Origin of the sequence: Agromyces seonyuensis (assembly GCF_009789225.1) — a bacterium.
In the GTDB taxonomy this organism is placed as follows: Bacteria; Actinomycetota; Actinomycetes; order Actinomycetales; family Microbacteriaceae; genus Agromyces; species Agromyces seonyuensis.
Window position 1 is genome coordinate 1 of the sequence record NZ_WSTA01000074.1, and the last position, 20,491, is coordinate 20,491.

At 73.2% G+C, this 20,491-nt stretch carries 18 protein-coding genes; 5 read left to right on the forward strand and 13 right to left on the reverse strand.

What is annotated here, in order from left to right; genetic code table 11:
• The first annotated feature begins 185 nt into the window (after positions 1-185).
• Positions 186-1,379 (forward strand): COG1470 family protein, encoded by a 1,194-nt coding sequence (locus GB864_RS14175; protein ID WP_160426173.1) that lies wholly within the window; start codon positions 186-188, stop codon positions 1,377-1,379.
• Positions 1,380-1,444: 65 nt separating this feature from the next.
• Here GB864_RS14175 and GB864_RS14180 read toward each other — a convergent pair whose 3' ends face one another.
• Positions 1,445-2,050, reverse strand: coding sequence for a dihydrofolate reductase family protein (locus GB864_RS14180; protein ID WP_160426175.1), 606 nt, complete (start codon positions 2,048-2,050; stop codon positions 1,445-1,447).
• A 147-nt stretch (positions 2,051-2,197) separates the two neighbouring features.
• Between GB864_RS14180 and GB864_RS14185 the strand changes: the two genes are divergently transcribed.
• Positions 2,198-2,722 (forward strand): hypothetical protein, encoded by a 525-nt coding sequence (locus GB864_RS14185; RefSeq protein ID WP_160426177.1) that lies wholly within the window; start codon positions 2,198-2,200, stop codon positions 2,720-2,722.
• Between the two features lie 155 nt (positions 2,723-2,877).
• Here the strand turns inward: GB864_RS14185 and GB864_RS14190 are convergent, their stop codons facing one another.
• The 3 genes from GB864_RS14190 to GB864_RS14200 form a co-directional block, all read right to left on the reverse strand.
• On the reverse strand, positions 2,878-4,065 hold the full coding sequence (locus GB864_RS14190) for an ROK family transcriptional regulator (protein WP_160426179.1): 1,188 nt from the start codon (positions 4,063-4,065) through the stop codon (positions 2,878-2,880).
• Between the two features lie 118 nt (positions 4,066-4,183).
• Complete coding sequence (locus GB864_RS14195; protein WP_160426181.1) at positions 4,184-5,242, reverse strand: ABC transporter permease; 1,059 nt, start codon at positions 5,240-5,242, stop codon at positions 4,184-4,186.
• Positions 5,239-6,714, reverse strand: coding sequence for a sugar ABC transporter ATP-binding protein (locus GB864_RS14200; RefSeq protein ID WP_160426202.1), 1,476 nt, complete (start codon positions 6,712-6,714; stop codon positions 5,239-5,241). Before GB864_RS14200 ends, GB864_RS14195 begins: the two co-directional genes overlap by 4 nt.
• 322 nt (positions 6,715-7,036) lie before the next feature.
• Here GB864_RS14200 and GB864_RS14205 point away from each other — a divergent pair, with 322 nt between their 5' ends.
• The 3 genes from GB864_RS14205 to GB864_RS14215 all read left to right on the forward strand — a co-directional run bounded on the left by GB864_RS14205 (position 7,037) and on the right by GB864_RS14215 (position 10,416).
• Complete coding sequence (locus tag GB864_RS14205; RefSeq protein ID WP_160426183.1) at positions 7,037-8,074, forward strand: substrate-binding domain-containing protein; 1,038 nt, start codon at positions 7,037-7,039, stop codon at positions 8,072-8,074.
• A gap of 103 nt (positions 8,075-8,177) precedes the next feature.
• Entirely contained in the window at positions 8,178-9,338 is a 1,161-nt protein-coding gene (locus GB864_RS14210; protein WP_160426204.1) for a Gfo/Idh/MocA family protein, read from the forward strand.
• Positions 9,339-9,408: 70 nt separating this feature from the next.
• Positions 9,409-10,416: a sugar phosphate isomerase/epimerase family protein gene (locus GB864_RS14215; RefSeq protein ID WP_160426185.1), complete on the forward strand. Its 1,008-nt coding sequence runs from the start codon at positions 9,409-9,411 to the stop codon at positions 10,414-10,416.
• Positions 10,417-10,798: 382 nt separating this feature from the next.
• Here GB864_RS14215 and idi read toward each other — a convergent pair whose 3' ends face one another.
• From idi to GB864_RS14255, 9 genes are read right to left on the reverse strand one after another with little or no spacing between them, the layout of a single operon-like run.
• A complete protein-coding gene (gene idi, locus GB864_RS14220; protein WP_160426187.1) occupies positions 10,799-11,362 on the reverse strand; it encodes an isopentenyl-diphosphate Delta-isomerase in 564 nt (187 codons plus the stop codon).
• Positions 11,359-12,768, reverse strand: a complete 1,410-nt coding sequence (locus GB864_RS14225; protein WP_160426190.1) for an alkaline phosphatase family protein — start codon at positions 12,766-12,768, stop codon at positions 11,359-11,361. The genes idi and GB864_RS14225 overlap by 4 nt, the downstream gene beginning before the upstream one ends.
• Positions 12,765-13,922, reverse strand: coding sequence for a metabolite traffic protein EboE (eboE, locus tag GB864_RS14230; RefSeq protein ID WP_160426192.1), 1,158 nt, complete (start codon positions 13,920-13,922; stop codon positions 12,765-12,767). The genes GB864_RS14225 and eboE overlap by 4 nt, the downstream gene beginning before the upstream one ends.
• Complete coding sequence (locus GB864_RS14235) at positions 13,922-14,809, reverse strand: TatD family hydrolase (RefSeq protein WP_160426194.1); 888 nt, start codon at positions 14,807-14,809, stop codon at positions 13,922-13,924. Before GB864_RS14235 ends, eboE begins: the two co-directional genes overlap by 1 nt.
• Positions 14,810-15,433 carry an EboA domain-containing protein gene (locus GB864_RS18205; RefSeq protein ID WP_202107238.1) on the reverse strand — a complete coding sequence of 208 codons (624 nt, stop codon included), beginning with the start codon at positions 15,431-15,433 and terminating at the stop codon, positions 14,810-14,812. It lies immediately after the preceding gene.
• Complete coding sequence (locus GB864_RS18210) at positions 15,430-16,320, reverse strand: TIM barrel protein (protein ID WP_202107239.1); 891 nt, start codon at positions 16,318-16,320, stop codon at positions 15,430-15,432. Before GB864_RS18210 ends, GB864_RS18205 begins: the two co-directional genes overlap by 4 nt.
• Complete coding sequence (locus GB864_RS14245) at positions 16,317-17,252, reverse strand: SCO3242 family prenyltransferase (RefSeq protein ID WP_160426196.1); 936 nt, start codon at positions 17,250-17,252, stop codon at positions 16,317-16,319. Before GB864_RS14245 ends, GB864_RS18210 begins: the two co-directional genes overlap by 4 nt.
• Positions 17,249-18,526 (reverse strand): inositol-3-phosphate synthase, encoded by a 1,278-nt coding sequence (locus tag GB864_RS14250; protein WP_160426198.1) that lies wholly within the window; start codon positions 18,524-18,526, stop codon positions 17,249-17,251. The genes GB864_RS14245 and GB864_RS14250 overlap by 4 nt, the downstream gene beginning before the upstream one ends.
• Before the next feature lie 13 nt (positions 18,527-18,539).
• Entirely contained in the window at positions 18,540-19,670 is a 1,131-nt protein-coding gene (locus tag GB864_RS14255) for a polyprenyl synthetase family protein (RefSeq protein ID WP_160426200.1), read from the reverse strand.
• Between the last annotated feature and the right edge of the window lie 821 nt (positions 19,671-20,491).

Genomic DNA, 20,491 nt, shown 5'->3' on the forward strand with positions numbered 1-20,491 from the left:
AGTCCGCCGTGGGCGCCGACCTGGATCTCAAGCTCCCGCTCGAGACCCCGCAGGGCACCTACACCGCCGTGATCACGCTGACCGCACTCAGCTGATCCGCAAGGCCGGCCGTCCCGGGCTCCGCCGCGGCGGGGTTCGGGACGGCCACCACCGGATCCACCTCATCCAGAAAGCGAGCACGCGCCATGTCCCTGGCAGCACTCCCCATCGACTCCGCCGGCCGACCGCGCCGGCCCCGCGGCCTCCGGGCCGCCCTGTCCGTCCTGGCCGCCGCAGCGCTCGCGCTCGGCGGGCTGAGCCTGTCCACCGCGGCCCACGCCGAGGAAGCCGCCGACGACACCACCGTGTCGTGGAGCGTGCGCCCGGGCGACACCGCGCAGGGTTCGGGCCGGCCCAACTTCGCCTACGAGCTCGCGCCCGGCGGCACCCTGAGCGACTCGATCATCGTCACGAACCGCAGCAGCGGGCCGATCGAGCTCGACGTCTACGCCGCCGACGGCATCCTGAGCCCGGACGGCGCACTCGATCTGCTGCCCTCCGGCACGGAGTCGACCGAGCTCGGCGCCTGGGTCGACGTCTCGACCCCCGATCTCCTGCTCGAGAGCGGCCAGAGCGCGGAGGTGCCGTTCTCGGTCGCGATCCCGGCCGACGCCGAGCCGGGCGACTACGCCGCCGGCGTCGTCGCCTCCATGACCGTCGGCGACGGCTCCGGCGTCGCCACCGAGCGCCGCCTCGGCTCGCGCATGCACCTGCGGGTGCTCGGCGATCTCGTGCCCGGCCTCGCCGTGACCGATGTCGTGCTCGACTACTCGGGTACCTGGAACCCGTTCTCCCCCGGCGGGGCGACCGTGACCTACACGCTCGAGAACACCGGCAACACGCGCATCGCTCCGGACGACGCGATCACGATCGCGGGTCCGTTCGGCTGGTTCCCCGTCGCCGCATCCGCCTCCGACGACGTCCCCGAAGTGCTGCCGGGCACGTCCGTCGAGCGCACGGTGCAGGTCGACTCGGTGTTCCCGCTCGGCCTGCTCGCCGCCGACCTCGAGGTGGGCGGCGACGTCGTCTCCCGCGACGGCGGCAGTGCCGCGGAGATCCCGGCGGTGCCGGCGGCGTCGGCGAGCGCCTCGACCGTCGCGGTCCCCTGGACCCTGCTCGCGCTCGTCGTCGTCGCCGCGCTGCTCGTCGCCGCGGTCGTCCTCGCCAGGCGCCGCGCCAAGGCGGGCCGTCAGCGCGACATCGACGCCGCGGTCGAGGCCGCACTCGCCTCGCGCGACGGCGAGGCGGCGGGCGACGACGACGACCACGACGAGGATGACGCGCCGCCGGCATCCGAGGCCTCCGGCGACACGGTCCCCGTCGGGGGCCGCTCCGGATAGACCCCGGCGGTGCGGTGGGGACACACCGCACCGCCGGTTCTCCCTGCGTTCGGCCGACGCGCGGTTCAGCTCGCCCGGCGGTACCGGATGTGCGTGGAGAGCGGGGAGTGCTGCACCTCGACGGGCGTGAAACCGAACGTCTCGCCGCCGTCGAAGATCCGCTCGCCGGACCCGAGCAGCACCGGTGCGACGTCGAGCGTCAGCTCGTCGATGACGTCGGCCGCGAGCGCCTGCCGAACGGTCGACGCGCCACCCGCGATGTCGACGCCGCGATCGCCGGCCGCATCGAGCGCCCGGGCGTACGCGGCGTCGAACCCGTCGGTGACGAAATGGAACGTCGTGCCGCCGGCCATCTCGATCGGCTCGTGCGGGTGGTGCGTGAGCACGAACACGGGTGCGTGGTACGGCGGTTCGTCGCCCCACCAGCCGCGCCAGTCGCCCTCCCACTCGCCGCGGATCGGTCCGAACATGTTGCGGCCCATCACGTAGGCGCCGCGCGGTCGCATCAGCCACTCGTTCGCGACCCGATCGGCCTCCGTCGCCCGCGGGTCGCCGATGTGCCACGTGTGCAGCTCGATGCCGCGCTTGCCCAGCGGGAACTCCGCGCTCTGCTCGGGCCCGGCGACGAATCCGTCGAGCGAGATCGACAGGTGGCAGGTGGTGTCCGACATCCTCGTCCCTTCGGTCGACGCCGACCGGCGGGTCGGCGACGTGCCCGAACCTACCGGCGCCCTCGGACGGCGGCGAGGGCGCGAGCGATCCCCGACTCGTGGGAGGGTCGAGGGCGTCCTGTGTCCGTACGCCCCACGGAGGAGTCGATGCCCGAGCACCCGGAACCCCACGACCGAGCCGTCCTGCTCGGCGGCCTCACCCGTGCCGAGCTCGCGCAGCGGTTGGCGGAGGCGGGCGTGCTGCTGAACGCGCACGCGGAGACCCTCCTCGACGACCTCGATCTCGAGGACGGCACCGTGCGGAGCATCCGGGTGGTCGAACGCACGGTGGCCGAACTGGGACTGCCCGACGGCGCGCCGCTCTCGCGGGTCTTTTCGGCCGCTGAGCGCTCCGGCCTCCGGCTCTGTCCGCCGGAAACGGCGCCGTTCCTCCGGTTGCAGACGCTGGGCCAGGCCGCCTCGACGGACTCGGTCCTCTCCGCGGGGCGCGCACCGGAGGGGTCGCTCACGGTGGCGGCAGCGCCGCTCCGCGCCGACGACGAGTACCCGAAGGGGTTCTACCTGCGGGTCGTCGACACCGTGCCGTGGCTGCGCGGGTACCGATGCGACGACGAGCACGTCTGGGCGCCCGAGGACCGTTTCGTCTTCCGGCTGCCCGACCCGTCGGCCTGAGGTCGCCGGTCGGTTCCGTCGGCCCCGCCTCACCACTCGCCCGGCAGCCCGACTCGCCCGCCCCGCGGGCGCGCGCATCGGAGACGGCGAACGCCCCGGCGCCGGCCGGAGGGCCGTGCACCGGGGCGTTCGGAACCGGGCGTTCGGAACCGTGCTCAGACGGCGGTGACGAACCGCGTGCTGCTGAGGATCTCGGGGGAGAGGGCGTGCTCGACGGCGAGCATGCTCGCGCCGATGATGCCGGTGCGCTCGCCCGCGGTCGACTGCACGATCGAGAGGTGCTCGGTCGCGAGCGGCGTCGAGCGCGTGTAGACGACCTCGCGGACACCCGCGATGAGGTGCTCGCCGACGCGGGCCATGCCGCCGCCGATCGCGATGACCGACGGATTCATGAGGCTCACGGCCGCGGTGAGAACCTCGCCGATGTCGCGACCCGCCTGGCGCACCGCCTGGATGGCGTCGATGTTGCCGCGCTTGACGAGGTCGACGACGTCATCGCCGCTGTGCGCCTCGACGCCCTGCTCGCGCAGCGCCCGGGCGATCGCCGGGCCCGAGGCGAGCGCCTCGAGGCACCCGCGATTGCCGCAGTGGCAGGGCACGTCGGAGCCGCGCGCGACCCGGACGTGGCCGATGTCGCCCGCGATGCCCTGGGCGCCGCGCTGCAGTTCGCCACCGGAGATGAGTCCCGCGCCGATGCCCGTGGCGACCTTCACGAACATCAGGTGTTCGACCGCCGGCCAGGCGGCCGCCCGCTCGCCGAGCGCCATGATGTTCACGTCGTTGTCGACGAGCACCGGCACCGGGAGGTGGTCGTGCACCCAACCGGGGATGTCGAAGCGGTCCCAGCCGGGCATGATCGGCGGGTTCACGGGCTGGCCCGTGGAATGCTCGACCGGTCCCGGCACGCCGATGCCCACGGCGGCGACCTGCGACTCGAGGTGCCCGGTCTCGGCGAGCAGCTTCGAGGCGCCCTCGACGACCCACGTGAGCACCGGCACCGGGCCGAGCGCGATGTCGAGCGCGTCGTGGTGCTCGGCGAGCACGCGGCCGGTGAGGTCGGTGATCGCGATGGTGGCGTGCGAGGCACCGAGGTCGGCGGCCAGCACGACCTTCGCGGCCGGGTTGAGCGCGAACTGCGACGGCGGGCGCCCGCCCGTCGACACGGCGTCGGCGACGGGGGTGATGAGCCCCATGCGCATGAGCTCGTCGACGCGCGCGGCGATCGTGGATCTGGCGAGGCCGGTCGACTTCGCCAGTTCGGCGCGCGTGCGCGGCACGCCGTCCCGGAGGAGCTGGAAGAGCTGGCTCACTCCGGAGATGGTCTGGGGCGAATCGGTCGTCATCCGGGACATTCTCCCAAGTAGACCACTACTCCCTTCGGTTTCGCATTTCGAGCGAGCGTCTTTCGTCTCGCTGCCGACATATGCGACGACTGCTGCGGTTCTCAGCGCCGTCGCGGCGTCAACTCGATCGGCCGGCGGGCTTGGCGAAGCGCTGCTGGAGCAGCACGGCGACGACGATGATGACGCCCTTCGCGACGGCCTGCACGGACGAGTCGAGGTTGTTCTGCACGAAGACGTTCGTGAGGGTCTGGAAGATGAGGACGCCGAGGACGGTGCCGACGATCGTGCCGCGCCCGCCGATGAGCAGGGTGCCGCCGACGACGACCGCGGCGATCGCGTCGAGCTCGAGGAGCTGGCCGTGGGTCGACGTGCCGGCCGTCGTGCGGCCGAGGATCATGACGCCGGCGATGCCCGCGCAGAGTCCGGCGAGCACGTAGAGCCAGACGGTGTGGCGCTTGACGTTGATGCCCGCGAGCCGGGACGCCTCGCGGTTGCCGCCGATGGCGACGGTGCGACGGCCGAAGGTCGTGCGGTTGAGCAGGATCCAGCCGGCCGCGGCGACGAGGATGAAGATCCAGATGAGCACGTCGACGCCGAGGAAGTCCTCGCGGAAGAACCCGACGAACCCGCGGTCTCCGACGATGAGCGTTCGGCGTTCGGCGACGATCTCGGCGAGTCCGCGGGCCGAGACGAGCATCGCGAGGGTCGCCATGAACGCGACGACGTTGCCGTAGGCGATGACGATGCCGTTGATGAGGCCGGCGGCGACGCCGACGAGGAGCGCGAAGAGGACCATGACGGTCCAGTGGGTCGCGCTCGCGAGGTCCTGCGCGACGTCGATCGTCGCGACGACCGAGGCGAGGCCCATCACCGAGCCGACCGAGAGGTCGATGCCGCCGGAGATGATGACGAACGTCATGCCGATGCTGATGACGCCGACGATCGAGGCCTGGCGGAGGATGACGAGGGTGTTGCTCCACGTCGCGAAGTTGTCGGGCGACGTGATGGCGCCCACCGCGACGATGAGGAGGAGCGCCACCACGAGGCCGAGGTTGCGCCCGACCGATCCCGAGAGCAGGCGGCGGATGCCCGACTCCTTCGCGGGCGTCGGCTCGGTGGGCGTCGGGGGCGGGGTCGGTGCGGCGACGGCGCCGCCCGGGGTGGTCTGCTCGCTCACGCGGCAGCTCCTTTCATGACGAGGTCGAGCACGCCGTGCTCGTCGATCTGTGCAGCGGGGACGGTGGTGAGGACCTTGCCGTCGGCGACGACGAGCACGGTGTCGGCGAGGCCGAGCACCTCCTCGATCTCGCTGGAGACGATCACGATCGCGTTGCCGGCGGCGGCGAGCCGGCGGATGAGCGCGTAGATCTCGGCGCGGGCGCCGACGTCGACGCCGCGGGTGGGCTCGTCGAGCAGCAGCACCTTGGTGCCGTGCACGAGCCAGCGCGCGAGGAGGATCTTCTGCTGGTTGCCGCCGGACAGGGTGACCGCCGGGCGGTCCGGGTCCGGCGGGCGGAGCTCGAGCGCCTCGATCTGCTCGCGCGCGGCGGAGCGCTCGGCGCGGGTGTCGAGGAACCCGCCCTTCGCGAAGCGGCCGAACGTCGAGAGCGTGACGTTGACGAAGATCGGCTCGTCGAGCACGAGCCCCTGGCTCTTGCGCTCCTCGGGCGAGAGGCCGACCCCGGCGGTGACGGCGGCCGAGACCGAGCCGCGGCCGAGGCGCTTGCCGCCGACGGCCACGGAGCCGGCGGTGGACTTCCGCGCGCCGTAGACCGTCTCGAGGATCTCGGAGCGGCCCGAGCCCACGAGCCCGGCGAGGCCGACGATCTCGCCGGCGCGCACCGAGAAGGTCACGCCGGAGAAGACGCCCTCGAGCGCGAGGCCCTCGACGTCGAGCACGACCGGGGCGTCGTCGGCGACGGGCTCCGCGGGCGGGAAGACGTTGGCGACCTCGCGACCGGTCATGAGCCGGATGAGCTCGGCGGTCGGGGTGTCGGCGACCTCGAGGCCGACGGCCGTGCTGCGCCCGTCCTTCAGGACGGTGATGCGGTCGCCGATCTCGCGGATCTCCTCGAGACGGTGGGTGATGTAGACGACGGCGATGCCGGCCCTGGTGAGCTCCCGCACGACGCTGAAGAGATTCTTCACCTCTTCGGAGTCGAGCACGGCCGACGGCTCGTCCATGACGATGAGCTTGATGTCGTGCGAGAGCGCCCGCGCCATGCTCACGATCTGCTTGTTGGCGGCGCTGAGCCGGCCGACCTCGGTGTTCGGCGAGAGCGAGCCGTGCCCGAGGCGCTTGAGCAGTTCCTTGGTCAGCTTGGCCGCTTCGCTCCGACGGGTGAAGCCGCCCGAGGCGAGCTCGTGCCCGAGGAAGACGTTCTCGGCGATGGTGAGGCCGTCGACGACGTCGAGCTCCTGGTACATGGTGGCGATGCCGAGATCGATCGCGGCCTGCGGGTCGGCGATGGTCACCGTCTCGCCCTGCCAGACGATCTCGCCCTCGTCGGGGCGGTGCACGCCGGCGAGCGTCTTGATGAGCGTCGACTTGCCCGCGCCGTTCTGGCCGAGGATGCAGTGGACTTCGCCCGGGCGGATATCGAGGTCGACGCCCTTGAGGGCGCGGACGCCGGCGAATGCCTTCGTCAGCCCTCGGACGACGAGTAATGACGAGGTGTGGTCAACTTTGGTCACGGGGTGAACATAACAGGTCCGCCTTCTTCCCGCGACACTTTCTGGAACGGCGCGGAATACGCCTGTCGCACAAGCCGCACCGGCCGGAACTCCGCCGGATCTGCCCCCCGAACAGGGCATCCGGTACTTCCGCCAAGATAAATACAAAAGTTGACCATTGCGTCATCACTTCTGCTACGGTGATCGAAGTCAGCGCGGACGCACCCTTCGACGAAGGTCCGCACCGGGCCCCAGTCCCCGGCTGGCTCGAACTGCATCACTTTCAAGGAGGAAACACATGCGGATCACGCGCACGCGCACGTTCCTGGCCGGCGCCGCGGCAGTCGCCGCGATCGGCCTGCTCGCAGGCTGTTCGTCGTCCGGCGACGACGAGAGCGTCGTCGACCAGGGCACGTCGAGCGATGAGAACGCCGCCAGCGGCGACACCGTCACCATCGGATTCTCGGGCCCGGCCGCCGACCACGGCTGGCTCGGCGCCATCAACTCCGGCGCGCAGGCGGCGGCCGACAGCTTCGCCGATGTCGACCTCAAGGTCGCCGAGGGCACGAACGACGCGAGCGCCCAGATCGCGGCGGTCGAGACGTTCATCAACGACGGCGTCGACGCCATCGTGCTGCTGCCGACCGACGGCGCGGCCCTCACCGAAGTCGCCATCAAGGCGATGGAGGCGGGCATCCCGGTCATCAACGTCGACCGCGAGTTCTCGAGCCCCTTCGCCGCCCGGGCCACCATCCTCGGCGACAACTACGGCATGGGCGTCTCGGCCGGTCACTACATCTGCGAGCAGGTCGGCGACAACCCCGACGCCGTGGTCGCGGAGATCGCGGGCATCGACTCGCTGCCGCTCACCCAGGACCGTTCGCAGGGCTTCGCCGACGCCCTCGCCGATTGCGACCTCGAGGTGTCGGCCCGTGTGGCCGCCGACTTCACCGTCGCCGGCGGCGAGGCGGCCGCTTCGCAGCTGCTCTCGGCCAACCCGCAGATCGACGCGCTCTGGAACCACGACGACGACCAGGGCGTCGGCGTGCTGGCCGCCATCGAGTCCGCCGGACGGGACGAGTTCATCATGATGGGCGGCGCCGGTTCGAAGAACGCGATGGACATCATCAAGGCCGACGACTCGGTGCTCAAGGCGACGGTCATCTACCCGTCGACGCAGGCCGCCGACGGCGTCGCGCTCGCCCGCCTCATCGCCCAGGGCAAGACCATGAGCGACCTCATCACCCCGAGCGTGCCGAACCGCATCGTCCTCGATGCGCCCGTCGTCACCAAGGACAACGTCGACCAGTTCTACGACCTCGCATTCGAGTCCTGATCGACACCAGCGGGGCGCCCGGCCTGCGGCCGGGCGCCCCGCGCACATCCCTGGAGAGGATCCTGCAGTGAACACTTCGCACCGCCCCGCATTGCGGGTCGCCATGATCGGCCACGGATTCATGGGTGCTGCGCACTCGGTCGGCTGGCGACAGGCACCGCGCATGTTCGACCTGGCTCGCGACGTCGAGATGGCCGTGCTCGTCGGCCGATCGCCCGAGCCCACCGCCCAGGCCGCCGCCAAGTGGGGCTGGACGGAGTCGGCGGTGGACTGGCGCGAGGTGGTCGCCCGTGACGACATCGACGTGGTCGACGTCGTCACGCCGGGGTTCTCCCATGCCGAGATCGCGATCGCCGCGCTCGAGGCGGGCAAGCACGTGCTCTGCGAGAAGCCGCTCGCCAACACGGTCGAAGAGGCCGTCGGGATGGCCGCCGCCGCCGAGCGGGCCGCGGAACGCGGCGTGCTGGCCATGGTCGGCTTCACCTACCGCCGCGTCCCGGCCGTCACGCTCCTCCGCGACCTCATCGCGGAGGGCCGTGTGGGCCGCATCAACCAGATCCGGGCGGCCTACCGCCAGGACTGGCTGGTCGACCCCGAGTCGCCGCTCACCTGGCGCCTGCAGAAGGACCTCGCCGGCTCGGGGGCGCTCGGCGACATCGGCGCCCACATCATCGACCTCACGCAGTTCGTGACGGGCCAGCAGGTCGAGGCCGTCTCCGGCACCGTCGAGACGATCGTGACCTCACGGCCGATCCTCGGTGAACGCTCCGGCCTCGGCGGCACCGTCACGGCGGAGCGCGGCGAAGTCAGCGTCGACGACGTCGCCGTCTTCACCGGCCGGCTCTCGGGCGGCGCGCTCGTCTCCTTCGAGGCGACCCGCTTCGCGACCGGCCGCAAGAACGGCCTCTCGATCGAGGTCTCCGGCGAGCGCGGCGCGCTCCGGTTCGACCTCGAGGACCTCAACACGCTCCGCTTCTACGACCGGAGCGCTCCCGACGAGGTGCAGGGCTTCACGCGCATCCTCGTCACCGAGCCGACCCACCCGTACCTGTCGGCGTGGTGGCCGGCCGGCCATATGCTCGGCTACGAGCACGCCTTCACCCACCAGGTCGTCGATCTCGTCGCCGCGATCGACGCCGGCACGGCGCCGCACCCGACCTTCGACGAGGGCCTCCAGGTGCAGCAGGTGCTGGCCGCGGTGGAGACGAGCTCGGCGAACGGCTCGACCTGGACCAGCGTCGTCCCCGAACCCGCGCGGCTCTGAGCCCGCGACGACGGCACCGCGACCGCACGACGACCGAAACACCCGCAACATCCGACGGAGGAGGGGCGCGATGGCGCGACCGATCACCCTGTTCACCGGCCAGTGGGCCGATCTGCCCTTCGAGGAGGTGGCCCGGCTCGCCGGCGAGTGGGGCTACGACGGCCTCGAGATCGCCTCGTGGGGCGACCACCTCGACGTCTCCCGCTGGGACGACGCCGAGTACGTGCAGGGCCGCCTCGACATCCTCGAGCGCAACGGGCTCGAGGTCTTCACGATCTCGAACCACCTCGTCGGCCAGGCCGTCTGCGACGACCCGATCGACCAGCGGCACCGCGACATCGTCAACGACCGCGTGTGGGGCGACGGCGACCCCGAGGGCGTGCGGCAGCGAGCGGCCGAGGAGCTCAAGCTCACGGCTCGCATGGCCGCGGCGCTCGGCGTGAAGACCGTCACGGGCTTCACGGGCTCGTCGATCTGGAAGACGGTGGCGATGTTCCCGCCGGCCTCCGCCGAGATGATCGACGCCGGCTACCAGGACTTCGCCGACCGGTTCCACCCGATCCTCGACGTCTTCGAGGAGGTCGGCGTGCGCTTCGCGCACGAGGTGCACCCCTCCGAGATCGCCTACGACTACTGGACGACCGTGCGCACGCTCGAGGCGATCGGGCACCGCGAGTCGTTCGGCCTCAACTGGGACCCCTCGCACATGGTGTGGCAGGACATCGACCCGGTCGGCTTCCTCTGGGACTTCCAGGACCGGATCTACCACGTGCATTGCAAGGACACGAAGAAGCGCGTGGGCAACGGCCGTAACGGCCGGCTGTCCTCGCACCTCGCGTGGGCCGACCCGCGTCGCGGCTGGGACTTCATCTCGACCGGTCACGGCGACGTGCCGTGGGAGGACGCGTTCCGCATGCTCAACGCCATCGGCTACGAGGGTCCGCTCTCGGTCGAGTGGGAGGACGCCGGCATGGACCGCCTCGTCGGCGCCCCGGAGGCGCTCGGCTTCGTGCGCAAGCTCTCGACGTACGAGCCGTCGGCCGCCGCGTTCGACTCGGCGTTCAGCTCGCACGACTGAGTGCGCGCATCTCCCCAGTGGGTAGGTGCTGCGGGTCCCATGCGGGACGCACCCGCAGTATCTCCCCAGTGGGTAGGTGCTGCGGGTCCCGTGAGGGATGCACCCGCAGTACCTACCCACTCAGCGCTGGCGGAGGCGAGGTACGCGTCCGACTCTCGGTATCCGTGAGTGGGCTCGATTTCCGTGAGTGGGTAGGTGTTGCGGGTCCCTCGAGGGATGCACCCGCAGCACCTACCCACTCGGCGTTCTCCGGGCGCAGGTCGGGCAGGGGGCCGGTCGAGCAGGCGCGCAGCGCCGTATCGAGACCGCGTACGAGGTCTCGATACGCGCTTCGCGCTACTCGACCGGCGTGGTTCGCGCTACTCGAGTGGCGTGGTTCGGGCTACTCGAGCGGCTCGAGGCGGAACTCCGGGACGCCCGCCCGCACGAGCTCGCCGGCCTGGAGCACGCTCCACGGGCTCAGCAGGTGCGGCGCGAGCAGGGCGACGCCGACGAAGTCGCGCGGGTCCGTCCACGCCCACTCGGCGACCTCGTCGGGGTCGGGCACGGGATCGCCGGACAGCTCCGCGAGGTAGACCGGGCACACCTCGTGCTCGACCGTGCCGGAGGCGTCGACCGCCCGGTAGCGGAAGTCCGGCAGCACGAGGCGGAGGTCCGTCGGCTCGACGCCGAGTTCCTGCCGCACCCGTCGCACCACGGCATCCTCGATCGGCTCGCCGGGGGCCGGATGCCCGCAGCACGCGTTCGTCCAGACCCCCGGCCAGGTGCGCTTGCCGAGGGCTCGCCGCGTCAGCAGCATCCGCCCATCGGGGCCGAACGCGTAGCAGGAGAACGCGAGGTGCAGCGGGGTCGCCGCGTCGTGCACGAGCGACTTGTCGGCGGTGCCGATCGCGAAGCCCGCGTCATCCAGCAGCACGACCTGTTCGGCGGGCGCGTCGACGGTCACGGCCGAGCCGTCCGTGCGCCGGCCGGGCGCAGCGCCGCCTCGAGCACGAGGTCCCGCACCCGTGCGGCGGGCACCGTCCCGCCCGCGGCATCCCAGAACGGCAACGACGCGTCCGAGGAGAGGAGCAGCGGGGTGTCGGCGGCCGAGTCGGGCAGGCGCCCGTGCGTGCCGCGCACGTACGAGCCGTCGAGCGGCACGACGTTCATGGCGTAGCGCAGGCCGAGCTTCTTTCGCACGAGGTTCATGCCGGCCTTCGCCTTCGCGAACGGGTCGGCCGGGTTGAGGAAGAGCTCGGCGGGGTCGTAGCCGGGCTTCTTGTGGATCTCGACGCCGCGGGCGAAGTCGGGGGCGCGCTCGTTGTCGAGCCAGTAGTAATAGGTGAACCACGCGCCGGGCTCGGCGACGAGCACGAGTTCGCCCGCCCGCTCGTGGTCGAGACCGTACCGGGCCTGCGCCTCGCGGTCGAGCACCTCGTCGACGCCCTCGAGCCCCGCGAGCACCTCCCGTACCCGCGGCAGGTCGGCGGCGTCGCGCACGTACACGTGGGCGACCTGATGGTCGGCGACGGCGAAGGCCCGGGAGACGAGCGGGTCGAGCAGCTCGCGGCCCTGCTGCACCTGCACCTCGAGCAGTCCGGCGCGGCGCAGCGCCCGATTCACGTCGACCGGGCGGTCGGCGGGCGCGATGCCGTACTCGGCGACCGCGATGACGGTCGCCCCGGCGGCGAGGGCGTCCTCGAGCAGCGGGGCGAGCGCCGTGTCGAGTTCGGCCGCGGCGCGGTCGGCCTCGGGGGAGTCCGGGCCGAAGCGCTGCAGGTCGTAGTCGAGGTGGGGCAGGTAGGCCAGCACGAGATCGGATGCCTCCTCGCGCAGCACCGAGCGCGTCGCCTCGATGATCCACGTGGTCGAGGCGATCGAGGCCGTCGGGCCCCAGTACTGGAAGAGGGGGAAGTCGCCGAGGTCGCCCGTCAGCCGGTCGTGCAGTGCGGCGGGCCGGGTGTAGCAGTCGGGGGACTTGCGGCCGTCGGCGTGGTAGATCGGCCGCGGCGTGACGGTGACGTCGGTCGAGGCGCCCATCGCGTACCACCAGCCGATGTTCGCGGCCGTGAACCCGGGTTCGAGCCGTCGCGCGGTCTCCCACACCTTCTCCCCCTGCACGAGCGCATTGTGCTGGCGCCAGAGGTTGACCTCGCCGATGTCGCGGTGGAACCAGCCGTTGCCGACGACGCCGTGCTGGGCGGGCGCGAGGCCCGTCAGCATGGTCGATTGCACCGAGCAGGTGACGGCGGGCAGCACGGTGCCGAGGTGCGTCTGCACGCCCGACGACGCGAGCGCGCTGAGCCGCGGCATGTGCGCGAGGGCGCGCTCGGTGAGGCCGACGACGTCGAGGAGCAGCACCCGGGTCATGCGCGCACCTCCGCCACGGCCTCGGCGAGCAGTTCGTCGCTCGCCCAGCGCAGTTCGGCCGCGATGCCCGCGACGAGGTCGCCGCCGCCCGGCAGCACGCTCCAGGTGTACGTCTCGACGTCGAGGTGCGCCTCGTCGCCGTGCGGGATCGCGAGCACGGCCGCGACCGCTTCGCGGAGCACGTCGGCGGTCGCGGCGAGCGGCGCCGGCGGTGCGAGATGCAGCGGCATGTGGAAGTGCACGCGCCAGGGGCCGTCGGCCGGGAGCAGGTCGAGGGCGTCGGGCAGGTCGTCGGCGGGGAGCACGCGTCCGTCGGCCGCGAGCTCGCGCGTCTGGTGCAGGTAGCGGGCCTCCACGAACCCGGCGAGCGCCTCGCGGGTCGCGGGGTCGGCCGGGGACTCGGCGTGGAGGGCGGCCGAGGCCTGCACCTTCACGACCCGGATGCCCGCCGCCGCGACCGCGCGGACCGCTTCGACCGGGTCGGCGAAGGAGACGGCCAGGTGGCAGGTGTCGAGGCACACGCCGACGAACTCGGGGTCGATGCCGCCGCCTGCGTCGCCCGCGTCGGCGGTGCGCAGCCGCGGTGCGAGCCAGTCGACGATGTCGGCGACGGTGTCGAGCACGCAGCCCGGCTCGGGCTCGATCGCGATGCGGACGGTTCGGCCGGTGCGCTCGCGCAGGTCGGCGAGCGCGGCGGAGACCTCCGCGAACGCGGCCGTCGCCACGGCGTCGTCGTCGGCGCTCCACGGCTCCCGCCAGGCGAGCGGCAGGGTGGAGATGCTGCCCGCGGCGCCCTCCGGCAGCAGGTGGGCGAGCACGCGCGCGCACGCGAGGGTGTACTCGCAGCGGAGCGCCTCGGTCCAGTCCGGCCGGTAGACGTCGAGCTTGACGACCTCGGCGTGGAACGCGGCGTACGGGAAGGCGTTGATCGTGCGCAGTTCGAGCCCGTTGCGCTCGAGGCCGTCGCGGAGGCGGAGTCGAGCGCGGGCATCCCGGTCGAGTTCGTGGGCGAGCGCCGCGGGCAGCCAGAGGCCGACCCCGAGCCGGTCGAGTCCGGCGGCGAGCCGCACCGGTCCCGCGAACGCGTCGAGCTGGTCGAGCACGCCGTCGAGGTCCTCGGCAGGATGGACGTTGGTGCAGTACGAGAGCTCCATCAGACGCGCACCCCGCGCAGCACCGAGTTGCCCTCGAACGCGACGCCCGCGGCGGGGACCGGCGCCTCCGCGTCATCCTCGAAGCCCGGTACCGGATCGAGCACGAGCCGGCCGCTCTGCCCGTAGAAGGCGACGGGATTGCGCCAGAGCACGAGGTCGACGTCGTCGTCGGTGAACCCCGCGGTGAGCATCGCCTGCGCGGTCGCCTGCGTCTTCAGCGGGTCGGAGTGGCCCCAGTCGGCGGCGCTGTTCGCGAGCATCCGCTCGGTGCCGTACTCCTGGAGGAGGCGCACGAAGCGGACCTCGTCCATCTTGGTGTCGGGATAGATGGAGAAGGCCGGCCAGCATCCCGAGTCGAGCACGTCGGCGACGGTGAGCTCGTTGAGGTGATCGACGACGACTCGCTCGGGCGCGATGCCCGATTCGCGGATGACGTCGAGCGTGCGACGCGTGCCGGCGGCCTTGTCGCGGTGGGGCGTGTGCACGAGCACCGGCAGGTCGAAGGCGATCGCGAGTTCCAGCTGCCGGGCGAAGACCTCGTCCTCCTCTGGGGTCATCGAGTCGTAGCCCGTCTCGCCGACGGCGACGACGCCGTCCTTGCGGAGATAGCGCGGCAGCACGTCGAGCACCTCGCGGCAGCGCGGGTCGTTCGCCTCCTTCGGGTTGAGGCCGATGGTCGCGTGGTGGCGGATGCCGTACTGCGACGCCCGGAAACGCTCCCACCCGATGAGGGCGTCGAAGTAGTCGGTGAAGCTGCCGACGTTCGTGCGCGGCTGGCCCAGCCAGAAGGACGGCTCGACGAGGGCGCGCACGCCTGCGGCGTACATCGCGCGGTAGTCGTCGGTCGTGCGCGAGGTCATGTGGATGTGGGGGTCGAAGATACGCATTCAGTCCTCCTGGGCGGTGTTCGTGGCGGCCGGGTTCGCGGCCGCGAGCCGTGCGACGTCGTCGCTGACGGTGCGGCCGGCCGCGCGGCGCTCGGCGACGAGTCCGGCGGCCATGCGGGCGAGCTCGGGGTCGGTGCGGCGCTCGAGGTCGGCGACCGCGTCGAGCGGGATGCCCATGAAGAGGGCCTTGAGCACGCCGTGGCGCCAGGCGTGCTGGTCGAGCCGGTGCGCCGCGAACGCGCCGAGCGCGGCGGCGACGAGCCGGGGGTCGTTCGCGCGGAGGGCGTCGGCGACGAACGCGAGCCCGGCCTCGACGACCTCGGGCGACGCGGGATCGGCGGCGTTCAGGCCGTGCAGCACCCCGCGGCGCTCGGCGTCGTCGCCGTAGCGGTAGAGGTCGGCGAGGGTACGGGCGGCCTCCGCCGCGGGGGCCGAGTCGAGCAGGGCGCCGACGAGCCGGGCACGCGCCTCGTCGTCGAGCGTGCCGCGCACGAGGCCGAGCGGGTCGTCGGCGTCGAGCGGGGTGCGGCCGACGGCGCGGCCGGCCTCGGGGAAGAGCTCGGCGATGCGGGCGGGGTCCGTGCGGACGGCCGCTTCGCCGCTGGCGGTCCAGGCGGTGGTCATCGTGCCTCCCAGGCGTCGTGGAGTGCGGTGCGGCACCGGGCGGCGGCGCCCGGAGCGTCGTGGGCGTGCCGCGGCAGCTCGACGGCGGCGATGCCGCGATAGCCGAGTCCGTCGAGCGCGCGGAAGGCCGCGGCGAAGTCGACCTCGCCCGCGCCCGGCTCGAGGTGCTCGTGGGCGACGGGCAGCATGTCGTCGACCTGCACGTTGCGCAGCAGCGCTGCGGCGGCCGTCAGCGCCCCGACGACGCCGTCGGGCTCGACGACGACGCAGTGCCCGAGGTCGACCGTGAGGCCGAGGGCCTCGGGCGCGCCGAGGTCGCGGTGCACCGCGAGGGCGTCGGCGACCGTCTCGACAAGGTGCCCGGGCTCCGGTTCGAGGGCGAGGGCGACGCCGGAGGCCGCGGCGTGGGCCGCGAGCGGGGCGAGGCGCTCCCGAAGTCGCAGCCCGGCGGCGTCGGCCGCGACGCCCTCCGGGAGCGTGCCCGACCAGAACGACACGCACTCGGCCTCCAGGATCGCGGCGAGGTCGACGGCCCGGCGCAGGAACTCCTCGCGGAGCCGCGCGTCGTCGTCGAGGAGGTTCGGGCGGTGCTTGCGGAACGGGTCGAGCAGGTAGCGGGCGCCCGTCTCGACGACGACTCTCCAGCCGAGGTCGTCGAGGCGGCGGCGCAGGTCGGCGGCGCGCTCGTCGGCGTCGGGGGCGAACGGGTCGAGGTGCGGATGACCGAGGGTGAGTGCGATCGCCTCGTACCCGAGGCCGTCGAGCACGCGCAGCACGTCGGGCAACGGGTGGTCGGTGAAGCCGTTCGTGCCGTAGCCGAGCGCGAACCCGGCGCCCGGGAGCGCCGCGCTGCGCTGCGCGGCGGCGGTCGTCGTCGAGGCGCTCACGTGACGTCCCCTCGACGGCGCCGAGCGGTGAGCCGCCGGCGCAGCACGTCGAGCGCGGCGAGCCCGACCGCGGATGCCCAGGCGCCGCTGCGTGCGACGAGCGCGGCCTGCAGCGGCACGACGGAGCCGATGCCCGCCCGGGTCGCGTCGCGCACGGTCGGCCCCGTGCGGTCGTCGAGGGCCGCGAGTTGGCCCGGCAACGCCGACACGAGGTAGGCGGCGGCGCCGAGTGCGCCGCCCGCTCGGGCGAGGGCGGCTGCCTGCGAGGCATCCGCGCGCCCAGCGCCGGGCGACCCGCTCTCGACCGCGGCGGGGACGGACCCGCGTCCCGGCACGACCGCGTCGATCGAGGCGGCCGCGGCACCGGTCGCTGCGAGCGAGATGCCGAGGTCGGCTGCGGTGCCGCCGTCGACCTCGCCGCGCGAGAGCGCCGTCACGCCGACCGTGTGCGTCGCGACCGTGAGCGCGGCGGGCAGCGCGCGGAGCGATCCCCGCGCGCCGAGGAGCACGTCGAGCCCGCGGCAGACCGCCATCGAGACGGGACCCGCCGCGGTCGGCTTCGCGACCGTGTCGTAGACCACGACGGCGGCGACGAGCGGCAGGGCGAGCAGCGCCCCGCGCCGGCCGGCTCCCGCCGCGGCGAGCACGACGCCCACCGCCTCGAGGCCGATCGCGATGCCGAGCGCAGTCCGCGGCGCGATGCGGCCGGAGGGGATCGGCCGCTCCGGCCGTTCGAGCGCGTCGAGCCGACGGTCGGCGTAGTCGTTGAGCGCCATCCCGCCGCTGTAGATCGCGGCCGAGGCGAGCGGCAGCAACCAGCCCCGCCCCCGCAGCCCGCCGTGCGCGACGCTGCCGCCGACGACGGCGTCCCCGAGCACGGTGAGCACCGCGGGCGCCCGCACGAGATCGAGGACGTCGCCGAAGCGGGTCATCGAGCGGCGCCGATCCGCAGCTCGGAGGAAGCCGACTCGGCGGGCGCGGCCGTCGCCGCGCGCATCCCGGTCTCGGCGGCCCACGCGTGCAGGGCCGTCGTCTGGTCGGCGAACGCGTGCACGTCGCTGCCCCACGGGTCCTTGAAGAAGACGCCGAGGGCGGGCACCGCGCCCGTCGTTCCCGTCGCGTCCGCGAGCGAGAGCAGCCGCGCGAGGTCGAGCACGAGCGGCGCGGCGAGCATCGAGTCGTGGGCGCTCCAGGTCGTCTGCAGGGTGATGCGCGAGCCGAGGAATCCCTCCGCGCTCACGTGGTCCCACGCCGTCTTGACGTCGCCGAGGTCGGGCACGTTGTCGATGTGCAGGGGCGCGACGACGTCGTCGCCGAGGAGGCGGTTCAGGCCGCGGTTCTTCGAGGCGAGCTTGCTGCGCACGGCCTCCGGGTCGGCGAGGGTCGCCCCGTCGCCGCCGCCGAGCAGGTTCGTGCCCGCCCACGAGCGCACCCGCATCCCGCGCGCCGTGAACATCGGGGCGAGCACGGTGCGCAGCAGCGTCTCGCCCGTCTTGCCGTCCTGACCCGCGAAGGGGATCCGCCCCTCGGCGCGGCGGCGCACGGTCGGGATCGTCATGCCCGCGGAGGGCGTGAAGCACGCGTAGGCGCTGCCCGACTCGATCGCCGCGAGGGCCGCGATCGCGCTCGCCGGGAGCACGCTCGCCGCCGGGTCCTCGAGGGCGCGGGCGAGCAGCTCGTCGTCGTGGAACTCGAGGCGGTCGGCGGGCAGCGGCTCGGTCGAGGAGACGTCGACGACGACGACGTGCGCGAGCAGGTGCCGCTCGCGGAAGGCGAGGATGTCCGCGGCGAGCCGGCGCACCGCTTCGCCCTGGCTCTCGCGGCCGGCCCCGGCCACGTAGCCGGGACGGAGTTCGGCGTCGGTGCGCACGAGCCCGTCGTGCACGGCGGCGACGAGCTCGGCGGGCAGCATCCCGGTGTCGGCGAGGGAGCGCGCCCGCGCGGGCAGCGGCGTCGTCGTCACATCGTGGCCGCCGATGACGAGCTGGTCGAAGCCGGGCATCGGCACGTCCCGCATCGCCGGGCCGGCGGTCGTGCAGCCGGTGGCGGGGGCGCGGCCGGCGCCGAGGGCGAGGGCGCCGACGGCCGCCGTCGTCGCGACCGAACCGCGGGCGCCGATGAGCCAGAGGCCCACGCGGCCGCGGTTCCAACGAGCGCCGTCCGAGCCGGCGTCCGTGGCGGGAGAGGTGGAGAGTGCGGTGTCCAAGATGCTCCTTCGTTCAGCTGGTCCGGTCGCGGAGGGTCCGGGCGAGGTCGGTGAGATAGGCGGCGAGTTCGGCGGGCAGGCCCGCGCGGGCGTCCTCGTCGGCCGCGTCGAGCAGCGCGCGGATGCGGCCGCGCACGAGGGATCGCGCGCCGGTCGCGATGACGAGCACGCGGATCCGCTCGAGATCCGCCGGGGTCGCCTCGGTTCGGCCGAGGGTCTGCTCGAGGGCGGCGCGATCGTCGGGGTTCGCGAGCCCGTGGGCGAGGCGGATGTGTTCGGTGCGCTTGCCGTCGCGGAGGTCGGAGAGCACCGATTTGCCGGTGATCTCGGGGGCGCCGAACAGGCCGAGGTCGTCGTCGCCGAGCTGGTACGCGATGCCGAGCGCCGTGCCGACCCGTTCGATCGTCGAGTGGACCGCACCGTCCTCGATGCCGGCGGCGATCGCGCCGAGCGCGAGCGGCAGCGTGATGCTGTAGGACGCGGTCTTCAACCGGGCCACGGCGAGCGGGTCCGAGCGATCGGGCGCGACGAGCTCGTTGCGCACGTCGAGGTACTCGCCGGCGATCGCCCGTTCGACGGCCTGCACGGTCGCGAGCGCGAGGCGTGCGCGACGCGCGTCGGAGGCAGGCGCCGTCAGCAGTGCCCCGACCGCGGTGCCGAGCGCGAGGTCGCCGACGAGCACCGCGGCCGCCGTGCCGAGCCGTTCGGACTGGTCCGCATCGCCGCCGTCGGCGCGAGCGAGGGCGGCGGCGGCTCCGATCGCGTTGGCGCGGCCGTGGCGCACGAGGTCGCCGTCGATGAGGTCGTCGTGGGCGCACAGCGCGAGGTGCACGAGCTGCTGGGCCCCGGCGACGCGGCGCACGAGCGCGCGGTCGTCGCCGCCGAAGGCCAGGTAGGCCGCCGCGACGAGCTTCGGCCGCAGCCGCTTGCCGCCGTCGGTATCGCGGGCGAGGCCGATGAGCTCCGCCACGGCCGGCCCCGAACCGGAGGCGCGGGCCGCGACCTCGTCCCAGAGCGCATCGGCGACGTCGCCGGGACCGCCGAGCACCCGGCCGACGCGGCCGTGCAGCGCGGTCGGCATCTCGCGGGGCCGTCCGTGCGGCGCGGCAGGCGCCTCGGTGTGGCGTGCAGCGGCATGCAGCATGGCGATCCTCCGTCATCGTCGACAGGGCACGGACGTCCATCGGACGGCCTCGCGGAGCGGGCCGCTCGACCGGAACGGCGTCTGAGTTTGGATGCTATTCGGCGTGAAAGTCCAAAGTCAATCGTCAACATACGAACGCGTGACATGCAAAAGTCCTCGACATCGGTGAGGAATCCGCAAGAACCGCGTCGCTCGCCGACGCGCGGCACCGCGCCGGGTCTCCGAAGCCCCCGGCGAACGGGTCGGCTGTGCGGGTCGGCCGTGCGGAGCACGACGGCCGCGCACACCCCCAGCACCTTCCCGCGAGTGGGTAGCCCTTGCGGGTCCGGGCGGCGGCGCACCCGCAAGGGCTACCCACTCGGCGAAGAAATCGGGCGGTGGGGCAGGACCGGATGCCGCAGACGCCGCGCCGGGATGCCGCAGACGCCGCGCCGGGATGCCTCAGACGCCGCGTGCGAGGTCATCCCGGAAATAGGGCGATCGCCCGATGGGGTGCACGGGCCTCAGCGAGGAGGGTCGGGTCATCGAGAACTGGAGGACGCGATGTACGCGATCGAATCGGCGATAGCCATCTACCGGGAAGACGTGCGGCGCGGGGAGCGGGAGCTGGAGATCCGGCGCTCGATCGCCGAGCGGGTCGAGTCGGGCGACGCCCCGGCGAGCGCACGGCGCGGGCTCCGCCGTTTCCGGATGACGTGGCGACGGCCCGCACTGCGGTGACGGTCCGGGATGGGTCGGTGGCGCCCGCCCCCGCCCCGGCCCCGGCGGAGCCCGCGGGCCGGTCGGCGGCGCCGTCGGCAACGGGCCCGGACGGGCGGGCC